General features: G+C 59.7%; 14 protein-coding genes and 1 pseudogene. 3 read left to right on the top strand and 12 right to left on the bottom strand.

What is annotated here, in order from left to right:
• Positions 1-62: 62 nt before the first annotated feature.
• A complete protein-coding gene (recJ, locus tag YA0848_RS00005; protein ID WP_184316092.1) occupies positions 63-1,772 on the bottom strand; it encodes a single-stranded-DNA-specific exonuclease RecJ in 1,710 nt (569 codons plus the stop codon).
• A 96-nt stretch (positions 1,773-1,868) separates the two neighbouring features.
• Complete coding sequence (locus YA0848_RS00010; RefSeq protein ID WP_034115010.1) at positions 1,869-2,411, bottom strand: YaeQ family protein; 543 nt, start codon at positions 2,409-2,411, stop codon at positions 1,869-1,871.
• A gap of 148 nt (positions 2,412-2,559) precedes the next feature.
• Between YA0848_RS00010 and YA0848_RS00015 the strand changes: the two genes are divergently transcribed.
• Positions 2,560-3,759, top strand: a complete 1,200-nt coding sequence (locus YA0848_RS00015; protein WP_034100321.1) for a CaiB/BaiF CoA transferase family protein — start codon at positions 2,560-2,562, stop codon at positions 3,757-3,759.
• The gene (locus tag YA0848_RS00020) at positions 3,759-4,643 is read left to right on the top strand and encodes a TIGR02285 family protein (RefSeq protein ID WP_040269347.1); all 885 of its coding nucleotides are present in this window, start codon (positions 3,759-3,761) and stop codon (positions 4,641-4,643) included. Before YA0848_RS00015 ends, YA0848_RS00020 begins: the two co-directional genes overlap by 1 nt.
• 172 nt (positions 4,644-4,815) lie before the next feature.
• On the opposite strand, the gene YA0848_RS00025 is transcribed toward YA0848_RS00020, so the two are convergent.
• From YA0848_RS00025 to ffh, 10 genes are all read right to left on the bottom strand, one after another.
• Positions 4,816-5,112: a DUF3509 domain-containing protein gene (locus tag YA0848_RS00025; RefSeq protein ID WP_034100324.1), complete on the bottom strand. Its 297-nt coding sequence runs from the start codon at positions 5,110-5,112 to the stop codon at positions 4,816-4,818.
• Between the two features lie 264 nt (positions 5,113-5,376).
• Complete coding sequence (thrC, locus tag YA0848_RS00030; protein ID WP_034100326.1) at positions 5,377-6,786, bottom strand: threonine synthase; 1,410 nt, start codon at positions 6,784-6,786, stop codon at positions 5,377-5,379.
• A 103-nt stretch (positions 6,787-6,889) separates the two neighbouring features.
• The gene (locus tag YA0848_RS00035) at positions 6,890-8,194 is read right to left on the bottom strand and encodes a homoserine dehydrogenase (RefSeq protein ID WP_198712384.1); all 1,305 of its coding nucleotides are present in this window, start codon (positions 8,192-8,194) and stop codon (positions 6,890-6,892) included.
• Positions 8,195-8,323: 129 nt separating this feature from the next.
• Positions 8,324-9,055: a bifunctional protein-disulfide isomerase/oxidoreductase DsbC gene (dsbC, locus tag YA0848_RS00040; protein ID WP_034100330.1), complete on the bottom strand. Its 732-nt coding sequence runs from the start codon at positions 9,053-9,055 to the stop codon at positions 8,324-8,326.
• A gap of 140 nt (positions 9,056-9,195) precedes the next feature.
• Positions 9,196-10,092, bottom strand: coding sequence for a site-specific tyrosine recombinase XerD (gene xerD / locus YA0848_RS00045; RefSeq protein ID WP_169903825.1), 897 nt, complete (start codon positions 10,090-10,092; stop codon positions 9,196-9,198).
• A gap of 109 nt (positions 10,093-10,201) precedes the next feature.
• The gene (gene rplS, locus YA0848_RS00050; protein ID WP_003175895.1) at positions 10,202-10,552 is read right to left on the bottom strand and encodes a 50S ribosomal protein L19; all 351 of its coding nucleotides are present in this window, start codon (positions 10,550-10,552) and stop codon (positions 10,202-10,204) included.
• Between the two features lie 45 nt (positions 10,553-10,597).
• Positions 10,598-11,371, bottom strand: a complete 774-nt coding sequence (gene trmD, locus YA0848_RS00055) for a tRNA (guanosine(37)-N1)-methyltransferase TrmD (protein WP_024077235.1) — start codon at positions 11,369-11,371, stop codon at positions 10,598-10,600.
• Positions 11,353-11,889, bottom strand: coding sequence for a ribosome maturation factor RimM (gene rimM / locus YA0848_RS00060; protein WP_169903824.1), 537 nt, complete (start codon positions 11,887-11,889; stop codon positions 11,353-11,355). Before rimM ends, trmD begins: the two co-directional genes overlap by 19 nt.
• A 5-nt stretch (positions 11,890-11,894) precedes the next feature.
• A complete protein-coding gene (gene rpsP / locus YA0848_RS00065) occupies positions 11,895-12,146 on the bottom strand; it encodes a 30S ribosomal protein S16 (RefSeq protein WP_003238923.1) in 252 nt (83 codons plus the stop codon).
• Between the two features lie 250 nt (positions 12,147-12,396).
• Positions 12,397-13,773, bottom strand: coding sequence for a signal recognition particle protein (gene ffh / locus YA0848_RS00070; protein WP_169903823.1), 1,377 nt, complete (start codon positions 13,771-13,773; stop codon positions 12,397-12,399).
• 219 nt (positions 13,774-13,992) lie between these two features.
• On the opposite strand from ffh, the pseudogene YA0848_RS35820 reads away from it, so the two are divergent.
• Positions 13,993-14,194, top strand: a pseudogene (locus YA0848_RS35820) (inner membrane protein YpjD); the annotation flags it as partial.

A 14,194-nucleotide genomic window follows, 5' to 3' on the forward strand; every position in this document is an offset into this window, starting at 1 on the left:
AAATCATTAGGCCAGTTCAGGCTTGCCCCCCTCCCACAGTTGTTTTGCGGTCTTAGTAAAATCTAGCGCGGTTCGATGTGGGCAATCATCAGCTGCACGGTTTCATTCCCACGAAACTCGTTCACATCCAGCTTGTAGGCCAATTCCACCCAACGCACCGTCGGGTTCGGCCAGACTTCCCGATCCACCCCGAACGCGATGCCGTCAAGCTTCACCGAACCGCACTCACTCTTGAGCACCACCTTCAGGTGCCGCTCCCCCACCACCCGCTGCTCTACCAACTGGAACACCCCGTGAAACAACGGCTCGGGAAAGTGCTGGCCCCAAGGGCCGGCATGCCGCAGAGCACGGGCCAGTTCCAGGTGGAATTCCTCCACCGCCAAGGTGCCATCGGACAGCAGGCGCCCGGTGAGGTCTTCTTCACGCAATTGCCGACGCACTTCGGCATCGAAAGCTTCGGCGAACAGCGGGAAATTTTCCTCAGGCAACGTCAGCCCCGCCGCCATGGCGTGTCCGCCGTATTTCGCGATCAGCGTGGGATGCTGGCTAGCGACTACGGCCAGCGCGTCACGGATATGGAAACCCGGCACAGATCGCCCTGAGCCTTTAAGCAGGCCGTCACCGGCGTCGGCAAAGGCGATGGTCGGGCGGAAATAGCGTTCTTTCATGCGCGACGCCAGGATGCCGATCACCCCCTGGTGCCACTCCGGATCGAACAGGCACAGGCCATAGGGCATGGAGTCCACCGGCAAGTCCTTGAGCTGGGCCAGCGCCTCGCGCTGCATGCCCTGCTCGATGGATTTGCGGTCTTGGTTCATACCGTCCAGTTGCACGGCCATCTCACGCGCCGCAGCGAAATCGCGAGTCAGCAGGCACTCGATACCCAGGCTCATATCGTCCAGGCGCCCGGCGGCGTTGAGCCGTGGCCCGAGGATAAAGCCCAGGTCGGTGGAGGTGATTCGCGCCGCATCGCGCTTGGCCACTTCCAGGATTGCCTTGATCCCCGGTCGCGCGCGCCCGGCGCGAATACGCTCCAGCCCCTGATGGACGAGGATGCGATTGTTGGCGTCCAGGGGCACCACGTCGGCGACGCTGCCCAGGGCTACCAGATCGAGCAGGTCGCCGATATTGGGCTGTGGTGTGTTCGCGTACCACCCCAACTCGCGCAGGCGCGCGCGCAGGGCCATCAATACGTAGAAAATCACGCCGACACCGGCCAGGGCTTTGCTGGGGAACGTGCAGCCAGGCTGGTTCGGATTGACGATGGCGTCCGCCGCTGGTAGCTCATCCCCCGGCAAGTGGTGATCGGTCACCAGCACCTTCAGCCCCGCCGCTCTTGCCGCTGCCACGCCTTCGACGCTGGAGATACCGTTGTCTACGGTGATCAGCAATTGCGGTTCGCGCTGCAGCGCTACGGCGACGATTTCCGGCGTGAGGCCATAACCGTATTCGAAGCGGTTGGGCACCAGATAATCGACATGGGCCGCACCCAGCAACCGCAGGCCCAGGGTGCCGACGGCGCTGGCCGTGGCGCCATCGGCATCGAAGTCGCCCACGATCAGGATGCGCTGGCGTTGCTCCAGCGCGGTCACCAGCAAGTCCACCGCGGTATCGATACCCTTGAGCTGCTGGTAGGGAATCAACCGCGCCAGGCTCTTGTCCAGCTCGGCCTCGGACTGCACCCCGCGCGCGGCGTAAAGGCGGGTCAACAGGGGCGGCAATTCACCGAGAAACGGCAGGACGGCGGGCAACGGACGAGGATCGATACGCATGGGGTGAAGGAAACTTCTCTTTAATACGACGGTTAAACGGCAAGGCTGAAATCGACTGACAGGCAACGTGGGAGGGGCAGGCCCCTTCCGAGCGTTTCAACCACGCTCGCCGACCAGCCACTGCAACTGCACTTCATGCTGGCCACGGTCGTCGGTGACGAACATCGTGCCTTCGCTGATCATCACATCCCACTTGATCACCCTGGGCATGTCCTTGGCCAGGGTTTCGAGGACTTCCTGCGGCACAGCCGCGATGTGCACGTTCTTCAGGTTAGCGGCGACCGGCACCACTTTGCCTTCCCAAACGCGCAGGCTGCCGTAGGCCAGCAGGCTGGTGCGCTCGGTGCGGCGCGAGCACCAGGTCAAGCGATCGGCATCGGGTTGGCCGACTTCAATCCAGTGTAAAACCCGGTCATCCAGGCTTTTTTCCCACAGGGCCGGTTCGTCTACATCTGACAGACCACGCCCAAACGACAACTGTTCGTTGTACCAGAGGGCATAAGCCAGCAAACGCACGGTCATGCGCTCTTCGGTCTCCGACGGGTGGCGGGCGATGGTCTGTTTGACGCTCTCGTACACCGAACGGTCGAGGTCGGTGAGGTTGAGTTCGAATTTGTAGGTCGTGGACGGCTGGGCCATGAACGGGCTTCTAGAGATAAGGAAAGGCGGCCAGTCTAACCGATGGCGAGGCCAATCAACGAATCCTGCGCTGCATCACCCTTATCCCTGGGCCCCTCGCCTATGTTAAAAGGCATCACATACCTGTTCTGCGCAGCCAAGGATCCCCATGTCGTTTAATGCCAAACCGCTTGCCGGCCTGAAAGTCATCGAACTCGGCACCCTGATCGCGGGCCCGTTCGCCTCACGTATCTGCGCAGAATTCGGCGCCGAGGTCATCAAGGTCGAATCCCCGGACGGCGGCGATCCGCTGCGCAAATGGCGCAAGCTGTATGAAGGCACATCGCTGTGGTGGTTCGTGCAGGCGCGCAACAAGAAATCCCTCACGCTGAACCTCAAGCACCCGGATGGCCTGGCCATTCTTAAGCAACTGCTGGCGGACGCCGACATCTTGATCGAAAACTTCCGTCCCGGCGTGTTGGAAAAACTGGGCCTGAGTTGGGAAACCCTGCACGCGCTCAACCCGAAACTGGTCATGGTGCGCCTCTCGGGCTTTGGCCAGACCGGGCCGATGAAGGACCAGCCAGGGTTTGGCGCCGTGGGCGAGTCCATGGGCGGGCTGCGTTACATCACCGGTTTCGAGGACCGCCCGCCGGTGCGTACCGGGATCTCCATCGGAGATTCCATTGCAGCGCTATGGGCGGTGATCGGTGCGCTGATGGCGCTGCGGCATCGTGAGGTTAACGGCGGCCTGGGCCAGGTGGTCGATGTCGCGCTGTATGAAGCCATTTTCGCCATGATGGAAAGCATGATTCCCGAGTTCGACGTGTTCGGGTTTATCCGCGAACGCACCGGCAACATCATGCCGGGTATCACGCCCTCCTCGATCCATACCAGTGCGGACGGCAAGCATGTGCAGATCGGCGCCAATGGCGATGCGATCTTCAAGCGCTTCATGGCCGCCATCGGCCGCGAAGACCTGGCTAACGATCCACAACTGGCCAGCAATGACGGGCGCGACAGCCGCCGTGACGAGCTGTACGGCGTAATCGATCGCTGGGTCAATTCGCTGCCACTGGAGCAGGTGATCGAGCAATTGAATGGCGCCGAGGTGCCCGCCAGCCGCATCTACAGCGCTGAGGACATGCTGGGCGACCCGCAATTTCTGGCCCGCGAGATGTTCCTCAAGGCGCAGCTTCCGGGTGGCAAGGATTTCAAGATGCCCGGCATCGTGCCCAAACTGTCGGATACCCCCGGCAGTTGCGAGTGGGTGGGCCCGCAACTGGGCGAGCATAACGGCGCTGTACTGGGTGAGCTGGGCTATGACGCCGCAGCGATTGTGCGCTTGCGTGAGGCAGGCGCAATCTGATGCGCCATCGGTGCAAACAGTGGCTGGTGCAGCTCTGCCTGGCGACAACAGTGGCCGGTGGGTGGCCTGCATCGGCTCACGCGCAAGACACCTTGATCTGGCTGCTGCGTGATTTGCCGCCACTGACGATTTTCGACGGCCCCGGCAAAGGCCAGGGCGCCTTGGATCAGCTGCTGCCGCTGCTGATCGAGCGCCTGCCGGACTATCGCCACGAAGTGCTGCACGTCAATCGCGCACGCGGAACGCAAATGCTGCGCGAGGGGACGCTCATCTGCGATCCCTCGTTGCTATGGACAGCGAAGCGTGCGGCATACGTTGCGTTTTCCAAACAGGCCTTTGTCGTCGCCAGCAATGGCGCGGCCATTCGCAGCAGCCAGGGTGAGCAACTGGCGCGATTTATCAGCCACGGTCAGTTGGACCTGCAGGCGTTCCTGGCTGCCCATGAAGCTCGGGTAGGCGCTGTTGCGGAACGAAGCTATGGACCAAATATCGATGAAGCACTCAAGCAGACCGACACCCAGCACCTGGCCCTGCACTACGGCAACGATGCCATGGGCAGCCTGCTGCAAATGCAACGTCTGGGCAGACTGGAAGCGGTGCTCGGCTATTGGCCGGAGATCCGCTATCACGCCCAGCAACAAGGCATTGCCCCTGACAATTTGAGTTTCTACCCGATCAAAGGCGCCCCACCCTATCAGCACACCCATATCGGCTGCTCGAACACCGCCCAAGGGCGCCAGGCCATCACCCGCATCAATCAAGCGGTGCGTGACATCCCGCAGGAGCAGATACAACAAGCCTACGCCGCCTGGCTGGACCCACTGATGCGCCAGGATTACCTGCGCGACAACCCGGTATTTTTTCAAGACTGGAACGAGCCCTGACAAATCGCAGGCAAAAAGAAACCCCGAAGAGTGGGGAGACACTTCGGGGTTAAACGTGGCCTATCTAAAGACCAGTACAGCAAGCCACAAACACCGGAGCACAATGTTCGCTCTTGCTGTTACGAAATCTGACCGGGCATGCAGTAGGAAGTTTCCATGAGTGAATAATTCTTCATGCGCAGGCAGCGCCCCGGGTTTGGGCGGCATTGCGCAGAGCAGCGATCACGGAAGGTTCCAAGCGGCCTTCAGCGATTTTCAGGTCACGCAGCAGGCAATCGACCACATCCACCAGCACCCGCTTATCCATCAACTGAGCGCGGTCGACTTCACGTTCCACCACGATAGCGCCGGCAGGATTCTTCACGGTTACCAGGCATTCGCCTTGCACGCCAACGGTGGTCAGCGTAACCCGGTAAGGGCTCAGTGCTTCTTCGAGCAATAGGCTGATACTTTCCATCTCGATCACCATTCAATAGTTCGGGAACAATCGTTTCAACGAGCGCTGCGTCTTTTCTAAATGACCGATTGCCATGTAGGAAAGTTCGCTTTTTCGTCGCTATGGACATCCGGGGTGTTCAGTTCAGCTTGCGCTTGGAACATGACAGACAAAAAACGGCGGCTCATCGCTGATCAAGCGATGGCGGGTGTTGGCGGGTTCATCGGAGGCGAACGAAAAAAAAACGCCGCTGCCCCAAGAATGGGAAAGCGGCGTTTCTACGCGGGCAAATCTGCCTTACAGCGGCTTGCCTCGGTTACCGTGTTGGCTGACAAACGCCTGCACGGTCTTCAGGTCATTGGCCAGCACGGTGCAGCGTTCTTCACGCTCGAAGAGGTCCGCCAGGTGCGTCGGCAATTCCAGTGCCTTGCCAACGCCTGCCTTTTCCACCGCTTCCGGGAACTTGACCGGGTGGGCGGTGCCCAGGATCACCATCGGGATGTCCAGGCTGCGACGGCACTCCCGTGCGGCCTTCACGCCGATGGCAGTGTGCGGGTCGAGCAGCTCGCCGGTCTGGGCATAGACTTCAGCGATGGTTTCGCAGGTCTGTGCATCGTCCACGGCCAGGGAATCGAACAACTTACGGGTTTCGGTCCAGCGCTCTTGCTCGACGCTGAAACCGCCGCCTTGCTTGAAGTTGTCCATCAAACCGGCAATAGCCGCACCGTTGCGACCGTGCATGTCGAACAGCAGACGCTCGAAGTTCGACGACACCATGATGTCCATGGACGGCGACAAGGTCGCGTGCAGGGTTTCCTTGACGTACTGGTTGCCGCTCATAAAGCGGTGCAGGATGTCGTTGCGGTTGGTGGCGACGATCAACTGGTTGATCGGCAGGCCCATGTTGCGCGCCAGGTAACCGGCGAAGATGTCGCCGAAGTTGCCGGTCGGCACCGAGAACGACACCGAACGCGCTGGGCCGCCCAACTGTAGGGCTGCGTGGAAGTAGTAGACGATCTGAGCCATGATCCGCGCCCAGTTGATCGAGTTCACCGCCACCAGACGCGTGCCCTTGAGGAAGCTCTGGTCGGCGAAGCTGTTCTTGACCATTTCCTGGCAGTCATCGAAGTTACCTTCGATGGCGATGTTGTGGATATTGTCGCCGAAGATAGTCGTCATCTGACGGCGCTGCACTTCCGACACCCGCTTGTGCGGATGCAGGATGAAAATGTCGACGTTTTCGCAGTGTTTGCAGCCTTCAATCGCCGCCGAACCGGTATCACCGGAGGTGGCACCGATGATCACCACGCGCTCGCCACGCTTGGCCAGCACGTAATCCAGCAGGCGACCCAGCAGTTGCAGCGCAAAGTCCTTGAACGCCAGGGTCGGGCCGTGGAACAGCTCCAAGACCCACTCGTTGCTGTTCAACTGACGCAACGGTGCGATGGCGCTGTGGGAAAACACGCCGTAGGTTTCTTCTAGAATCTTTTTGAAGTCCGCATCCGGAATGCTGCCGGTGACGAACGGGCGCATCACCCGAAACGCCAGCTCGTGGTACGGCAGGCCAGCCCAGGAGGCTATTTCTTCCTGGGTAAAACGTGGCAGGTTTTCCGGCACGTACAGACCGCCGTCGGTGGCAAGACCTGCCAGCAGAACGTCTTCGAAATTCAGGGCCGGTGCCTGGCCGCGGGTGCTGATGTAGCGCATAAAAGCAAACCTTTGGTTTGAGCTTCAAGCTTCAAGCTACAAGCGGCAAGTTAAAGCTGATCGGCTTTTACTTGCAGCTTGCAGCTAATAGCTTGCAGCTGGATTAATTCAAATGTTCGACGCGAATCCGTACAACCGGCCCAACCACACCCTGGAGCGCTTCCAGTGCCTGGATGGCATCGTTAATGTGTTGTTCGAGCACACGGTGGGTCAGCAGGATCATTGGCACTTGGCCGTTTTGCTCCTCGACTTCCTTCTGCATGATCGACTCGATGTTGATGCCCCGCTCCGACAGGATGCTGGCCACCTGAGCCAACACGCCCGGGTGATCCTGGGCCTGGATGCGCAGGTAGTAGGCGCTTTCGCAAGCCTCGATCGGCAGAATCGGGTGGGCCGACAGCGAGTCCGGCTGGAAGGCCAGGTGCGGCACACGGTTTTCCGGGTCGCTGGTCATGGCGCGAACTACGTCCACCAGGTCGGCGATCACTGACGAAGCCGTAGGCTCCATGCCGGCGCCGGCGCCATAGAACAGGGTCGAACCTGCGGCGTCACCGTTGACCATCACCGCGTTCATCACGCCATTGACGTTGGCGATCAGGCGGCCGGCCGGGATCAGCGTCGGGTGCACACGCAACTCGATACCCGCCGGCGTGCTGCGAGCCACGCCCAGGTGCTTGATGCGATAGCCCAAGGCTTCGGCGTAATTCACGTCGGCGGTGGTCAGCTTGGTGATGCCTTCGGTGTAGGCCTTGTCGAATTGCAGCGGGATACCAAAGGCGATGGACGCCAGGATGGTCAGCTTGTGCGCCGCGTCGATGCCTTCCACGTCGAAGGTCGGATCGGCTTCGGCGTAGCCCAGAGCCTGGGCTTCGGCCAGCACGTCTTCGAAGGTGCGGCCCTTCTCGCGCATTTCGGTGAGGATGAAGTTACCGGTGCCGTTGATGATGCCGGCCACCCAGTTGATACGGTTGGCAGACAAGCCTTCACGGATCGCCTTGATCACCGGGATACCGCCGGCCACTGCGGCTTCGAACGCCACGATCACGCCCTTCTCGCGGGCCTTGGCGAAAATTTCGTTGCCATGCACGGCGATCAGCGCCTTGTTGGCGGTGACCACATGCTTGCCGTTCTCGATGGCTTTGAGCACCAGCTCGCGGGCCACGGTGTAGCCCCCGACCAGCTCGATGACGATATCGATTTCAGGGTTGGTGGCCACGGCGAAGACATCGTTGGTAATCGCAATACCGGTCGTTTGGAACTGAGGCTTTGGCGAACGCGTGGCAATTTGCGCCACTTCAATTCCACGCCCTGCACGGCGCGAAATTTCTTCAGCGTTACGCTGAAGGACGTTGAAGGTGCCGCCACCGACGGTCCCTAACCCACAGATGCCTACTTTGACCGGTTTCACTGAAGAACTCCCCATGAAACGGCCGACGCTAGGTCGGCCGTGGAAAACAGCCGCACAACTGCGGCTTTCAATTAATGGTCCGTCGACTCATCGGCGGACCACGATCGTCAAAGATTCGACGATGCTGGTTTATTTGGCACTCAGCGCCAGTTTGGCAACTTGTGGTGCCGGCTGGTAGCCCGGAATCACTTGACCGTCCGCCAATACGATGGCCGGTGTACCGTTCACGCCAATGGACTGGCCGAGAGCGAACTGCTTGGATACCGGGTTGGCGCATTTGGCGGCCTTGATTTCCTTACCGTCGACCATCTTGTCCATCGCCGCCTTCTTGTCGGCTGAACACCACACGGCCTGCAATTGTTCATCGCCCGGCGAGCCCAGCCCCTGACGCGGGAACGCGACGTAGCGCACTTCCACACCCAGCTTGTTCAGCTCAGGCACTTCGGCGTGCAATTTGTGGCAGTACGGGCAGGTGGTGTCAGTAAACACGGTGATGTGGGTCTTGGTTTCGCCGATGGCCGGGTAGACCACGGTTTCAGCCACGGGAATGCCATTGATCAGCTTGGACACGCCCAGGCGCTCGGCTTTCTCGGTCAGGTTGACGGGCTTGCCGTCCTTGAGCTGGAACAGGTAGCCCTGGACGATGTACTGACCATCGGCGCTGGCGTACAGCACGCGGCTGCCCTTGAGCTTGACCTCGTACAGACCGGCCATGGGGCTGGCGCTGATGCTTTCGATCGGTGTGTCGAGCTGCAGATTGGCCAGGCTCTTGCGAATGGTCTGCTCGGCAGCATCATCAGCGAAGGCAAACGAGGAAACCAACGCAATGGCTGCGGCGGCAATAATCTGGGTCAAGCGCATGGGAACTCCTGAAGGCAGATGCAGGGACGGGAAGGAACACCGATCTGGAAACACGGGTCGGGACCGTCCCCTTTGCTAACCGGCAAAGCCTACCACAGTTGGGCCGCAGGGCAGCCCGTGGCGGAATAAATTGGCGGTTTTCAGCCGCGCGGATGGTGCTTGGCGTGCATATCCTGCAAGCGCGCACGCGCCACATGGGTGTAGATCTGGGTTGTGGATAAATCGCTGTGGCCGAGCAGCATCTGCACCACGCGCAAATCCGCACCATGATTGAGCAAATGCGTGGCGAAAGCATGGCGCAACGTGTGGGGCGACAACGCCTTGCCGATCCCGGCAACCTTGGCCTGGTGCTTGATGCGGTGCCAGAACGTCTGACGGGTCATCTGTTCGCCACGCTGACTGGGGAACAGCACATCACTGGGCCGCCCGCCGAGCAGTTCACTGCGCGCGTCACGCATGTAGCGCTCGACCCACACAATCGCCTCCTCCCCCATCGGCACCAAGCGCTCCTTGCTGCCCTTGCCCATCACCCGCAACACGCCCTGGCGCAAGTTGACCTGCTCCAGGGTCAGACTGATCAGCTCGGTCACCCGCAGACCGCAGGCGTAAAGCACCTCCAGCATCGCGCGGTCGCGCTGGCCGATGGCTTCGCTCAGATCAGGAGCATTGAGCAAGGCCTCCACGTCGGCTTCCGACAGGGATTTAGGCAGCGGCCTACCCAACTGCGGCATATCGATTTGCAAGGTCGGGTCGAGAGCGATGAGTTTTTCCCGCAGCAGATAGCGATAGAAACCTCGCACGCCCGAGAGAAATCGCGCCGTGGAGCGCGGCTTGTAGTTCTGCTCCAAGCGCCAGGCCAAGTGATCAAGGATCAATTCACGCCCGGCGTTGATCAGTTCGAGGTTCTTGTCCTGCAGCCAGCCATTGAACAGGGCCAGGTCGCTGCGGTAAGCCTGACGCGTGTTATCCGACAGGCCTTTTTCCAACCAAAGGGCGTCGAGGAAACGGTCGATCAGAGGGTGGTCAATGGCAGGCATGGGGGCTCGAACAGGAAAATAGATAGAAAAGAGATCCTAGCGCGGACCTTAAATCGCAGGCACAAAAAAGCAGCCCGTAGGCTGCTTTTTTCTGCATCGGAAGCTGGACTTAAGCCAGTTTTTCCTTGATGCGAGCTGCTTTACCGGACAGGTCACGCAGGTAGTACAGCTTGGCTTTACGTACGTCACCGCGACGCTTAACGGCCATGCTGTCGATCTGCGGGCTGTAGGTCTGGAAAGTACGCTCTACGCCAACACCGTTGGAGATTTTACGAACAGTGAAAGCACTGTTCACACCACGGTTACGCTTGGCGATTACCACGCCTTCGAACGCTTGCAGACGCGAACGGTCGCCTTCCTTCACTTTCACCTGAACGACAATGGTGTCGCCCGGGGCAAAGGTAGGGATCTCTTTGGTCATCTGCTCTGCTTCGAGTGCAAGGATGATTTTGTTAGTCATGCTGTGCTCCTAAGGTAAGTCAATGGACCTACCATCGATACGTTGTTAACTATCGTCCCGCGCGAGGATGTATTCCTCGAGCAGCTTCTTCTCTTCTCCAGAAAGCGAGCGGCTTTCCAGAAGATCGGCGCGTCGTTCATAGGTCCGACCAAGGGACTGCTGTAAACGCCAACGCCGGATGTGTGCGTGATTGCCACTTAGCAATACGTCGGGAACACGCTGATCCGCATACACCTCCGGTCGGGTGTAGTGCGGGCAATCCAGCAAACCATCCGTGAAGGAATCTTCCTCCGCGGAGTCCGCATGCCCTAAAGCTCCAGGCAGCAGTCGTGTAACCGCATCTATCAGGACCATCGCCGGCAGCTCGCCGCCAGACAGAACATAGTCCCCAATCGACCACTCTTCATCGACATGAGCTTCAATAAACCGCTCGTCAATGCCTTCATAGCGACCGGCAATCAGGATCAGTGCTTCCTCATTCGCCAGTTCGCGTACCGCCGCCTGTTTCAGCTGACGGCCTTGAGGGGACAGGTAAATTACCTTCGCCTTCTCCCCGGCAGCTGCCTTGGCCTGAACCAACGCGTCTTCCAGGGGCTTGATCTTCATCACCATGCCCGGGCCACCGCCAAATGGGCGATCGTCCACAGTGTGATGTCGATCCGTCGTGTAGTCTCGCGGGTTCCAACAGGTAAGCTGCAACAGCCCCTGTTTCACCGCCCGACTGGTGATGCCGTACTCGCTGATGGCGGAAAACATCTCGGGAAACAAACTGATCACTTCAATGCGCAAATTAGCCACGCTTAGAAGTCCGCGTCCCATTCCACCTTCATCTCGCCCGCTGCCAGGTCGACGGCCAACACGCATTGCTCGGTATAGGGCAATAGGCGTTCGCGATCATCCAGGCTGCCAGCGCAAGGCTTGACCACCATTACATCATTGGCGCCGGTTTCCAGAAGATGATCGATTTTCCCGAGCAATTGCCCCAGTTGATCAATAACCTTCAGACCTTCCAGCTGGTACCAGTAGTACTCGCCTTCGGTCAATTCAGGGAACAGGTTGCGCGGCACGCAGATCTCATAACCGGCCAGAAGACGGGCTTCTTCACGATCATCAAGACCCTTGAGCTTTGCGACCAGGAACTTATCGCTCCCGCGTCCACTGACCAGCTCGACCTGTTTCACACTACCTTCGCGCTTGAGCGTCCAGGTCTTGTACTGCAACAGGTTTTCAGTCGGATCAGTAAAGGAATACACCTTCACTTCGCCGCGAACGCCATGAACAGAATAAATCTTGCCGATAACGATCAAATCATCAGCAACCGCTGGCGTCGCGTTCATATTGCTCAGGCTGCGGCCTTAGCCGAGTCCTTCAACAACTTGGCAACACGCTCAGAAGGCTGTGCACCAACGCTCAGCCAGTAGGCTACGCGCTCTTGGTTCACGGACAGGCGGACTTCTTGACCACGAGCGATCGGGTTGAAGAAGCCAACTTGTTCCTTGTGAGAGCCGTCACGTGGGTTGCGGCTGTCAGTTACGGTCAAGTGGTAAAACGGGCGCTTTTTGGAGCCGCCAAGGGCAAGACGGATTGTTAGCATGTGAACATCGTTCCTGTAGTCGGTGCTGCAAATCTAAATGCACAGCGGGCATAGGTGCCCGAAAGGCCGCATATTCTAAGGAATATCCGGACTTTTGCAAATGTCTTTTTCTGGCGCCTATGGGCGCACCACTCAGATCTGCTGGAGAGCCGTCGGTTAAAACAGCGAGTCAGCACCCGCCAACGGCGGGTTTGCTGGAGATCCCACATCCCTGTGGGGCGGAGCAAGAGCGAGCCCTTGCTCGAATTCTTTACATTTTCGGCATGCCGCCGCCGGGCAACATACCGCTCATGCCGCGCATCATCTTGGCCATGCCGCCTTTGGCGGAGAATTTCTTCATCATCTTCTGCATCTGCTTGTGCTGCTTGATCAAGCGGCCGATGTCCTGAACCTGAGTGCCGGAACCCATGGCGATCCGACGCTTGCGCGAACCGCTGATCAGCTCAGGGTCGCGGCGCTCGGCCGGGGTCATGGAGTTGATGATGGCTTCCATCTGCTTGAACTGCTTCTCTGCCGCGCCCTGGGCATTGCCCATCTGCGCCAGGTTCACGCCACCGATGTTTGGCAGCTTGTCCATCAGGCCGCCGAGGCCGCCCATGTTCTTCATTTGTTGCAGCTGGTCGCGGAAGTCTTCGAGGTCGAAGCCCTTGCCCTTCTTCAGTTTCTTGGCGAGCTTGTCGGCCTTGTCCTTGTCGAGAGTGGCTTCGGCCTGCTCGATCAGGCTGAGCACGTCGCCCATGCCGAGGATGCGCGAGGCGATACGCTCAGGGTGGAACGGTTCGAGCGCTTCGCTCTTCTCGCCCATACCGATGAACTTGATCGGCTTGCCGGTAATCGAGCGCACCGACAAAGCGGCACCGCCACGGGCATCGCCGTCGACCTTGGTGAGGATCACGCCCGTCAGTGGCAGCGCATCGCCGAATGCCTTGGCGGTGTTCGCCGCATCCTGGCCGGTCATGGCGTCAACCACGAACAGCGTTTCGACCGGGTTGATCGCGGCATGCAGCGCCTTGATCTCGCCCATCATCTCTTCGTCGATGTGCAGACGACCGGCAGTATCGACGATAACCACGTCGATGAACTTCAGCCGGGCTTCTTTAATAGCAGCGTTGGCGATGTCGACCGGCTTCTGGCTCAGGTCGGACGGGAAGAAGGTCACGCCCACTTCGCCGGCAAGCATTTCCAACTGTTTGATGGCCGCCGGACGGTACACGTCGGCCGACACCACCATCACCGACTTCTTCTTGCGCTCTTTAAGGAAGCGCGCCAGCTTGCCGGCGGTAGTGGTCTTACCCGCGCCTTGCAGACCGGCCATCAGCACGACGGCCGGTGGCACGGCGCTGAGGTTGAGGTCTTCGTTGGCAGCGCCCATCAGGCTTTCGAGTTCGGCCTGGACGATTTTCACAAACGCCTGGCCCGGAGTCAGGCTGCGGGACACTTCTGTGCCGACTGCGCGCTCCTTGACCGAGTTGACGAAGTCCTTGACCACAGGCAAGGCGACGTCGGCTTCCAGCAGTGCCATGCGCACTTCGCGCAGGGTGTCTTTAATATTGTCCTCGGTCAGCTTGGCCTTGCCGGTAACGTGGCGCAGCGTCTGCGAGAGACGGTCAGTCAAGTTTTCAAACATGCGCGATCCTTTCAGGCCCTATGGTAGACCGAGGTAATGGCGGCCCAGGCTGTGGTAAATCGCTATTAGAAACAGCGGCCGGCGAGCCTGCGGCGGGGGCAGGTCGCGGATTATAGCGAAGACTGCGCCCATGCACACCCGCTGTCTGGCGCGGGAGTCTTTCGTGGAACGCAGGTGTATGCCAAACTCAGCGCCTTTCGGGCTTGCCTAACAGGATTTATGCTCCCTTTGCCACCCAGTTTGCTACCCAGCCTCGCCGCCGCCCTTTTGTATGCCGCTGCGACTCTCTACCAGGGCACCCGCCTGGCCCAATGCGCCAAGGCCGACAAACGCCTGCTGGTCGGCCTGGGCGTCCTCGCCCTGCTGGCACATGCCGCGAGCCTGTTCACCCATTTGATGACGCCGGTCGGCCTGGGCCTGG

The organism is Pseudomonas sp. S4_EA_1b (genome assembly GCF_016307435.1).
Lineage (GTDB): Bacteria > Pseudomonadota > Gammaproteobacteria > Pseudomonadales > Pseudomonadaceae > Aquipseudomonas > Aquipseudomonas rhodesiae.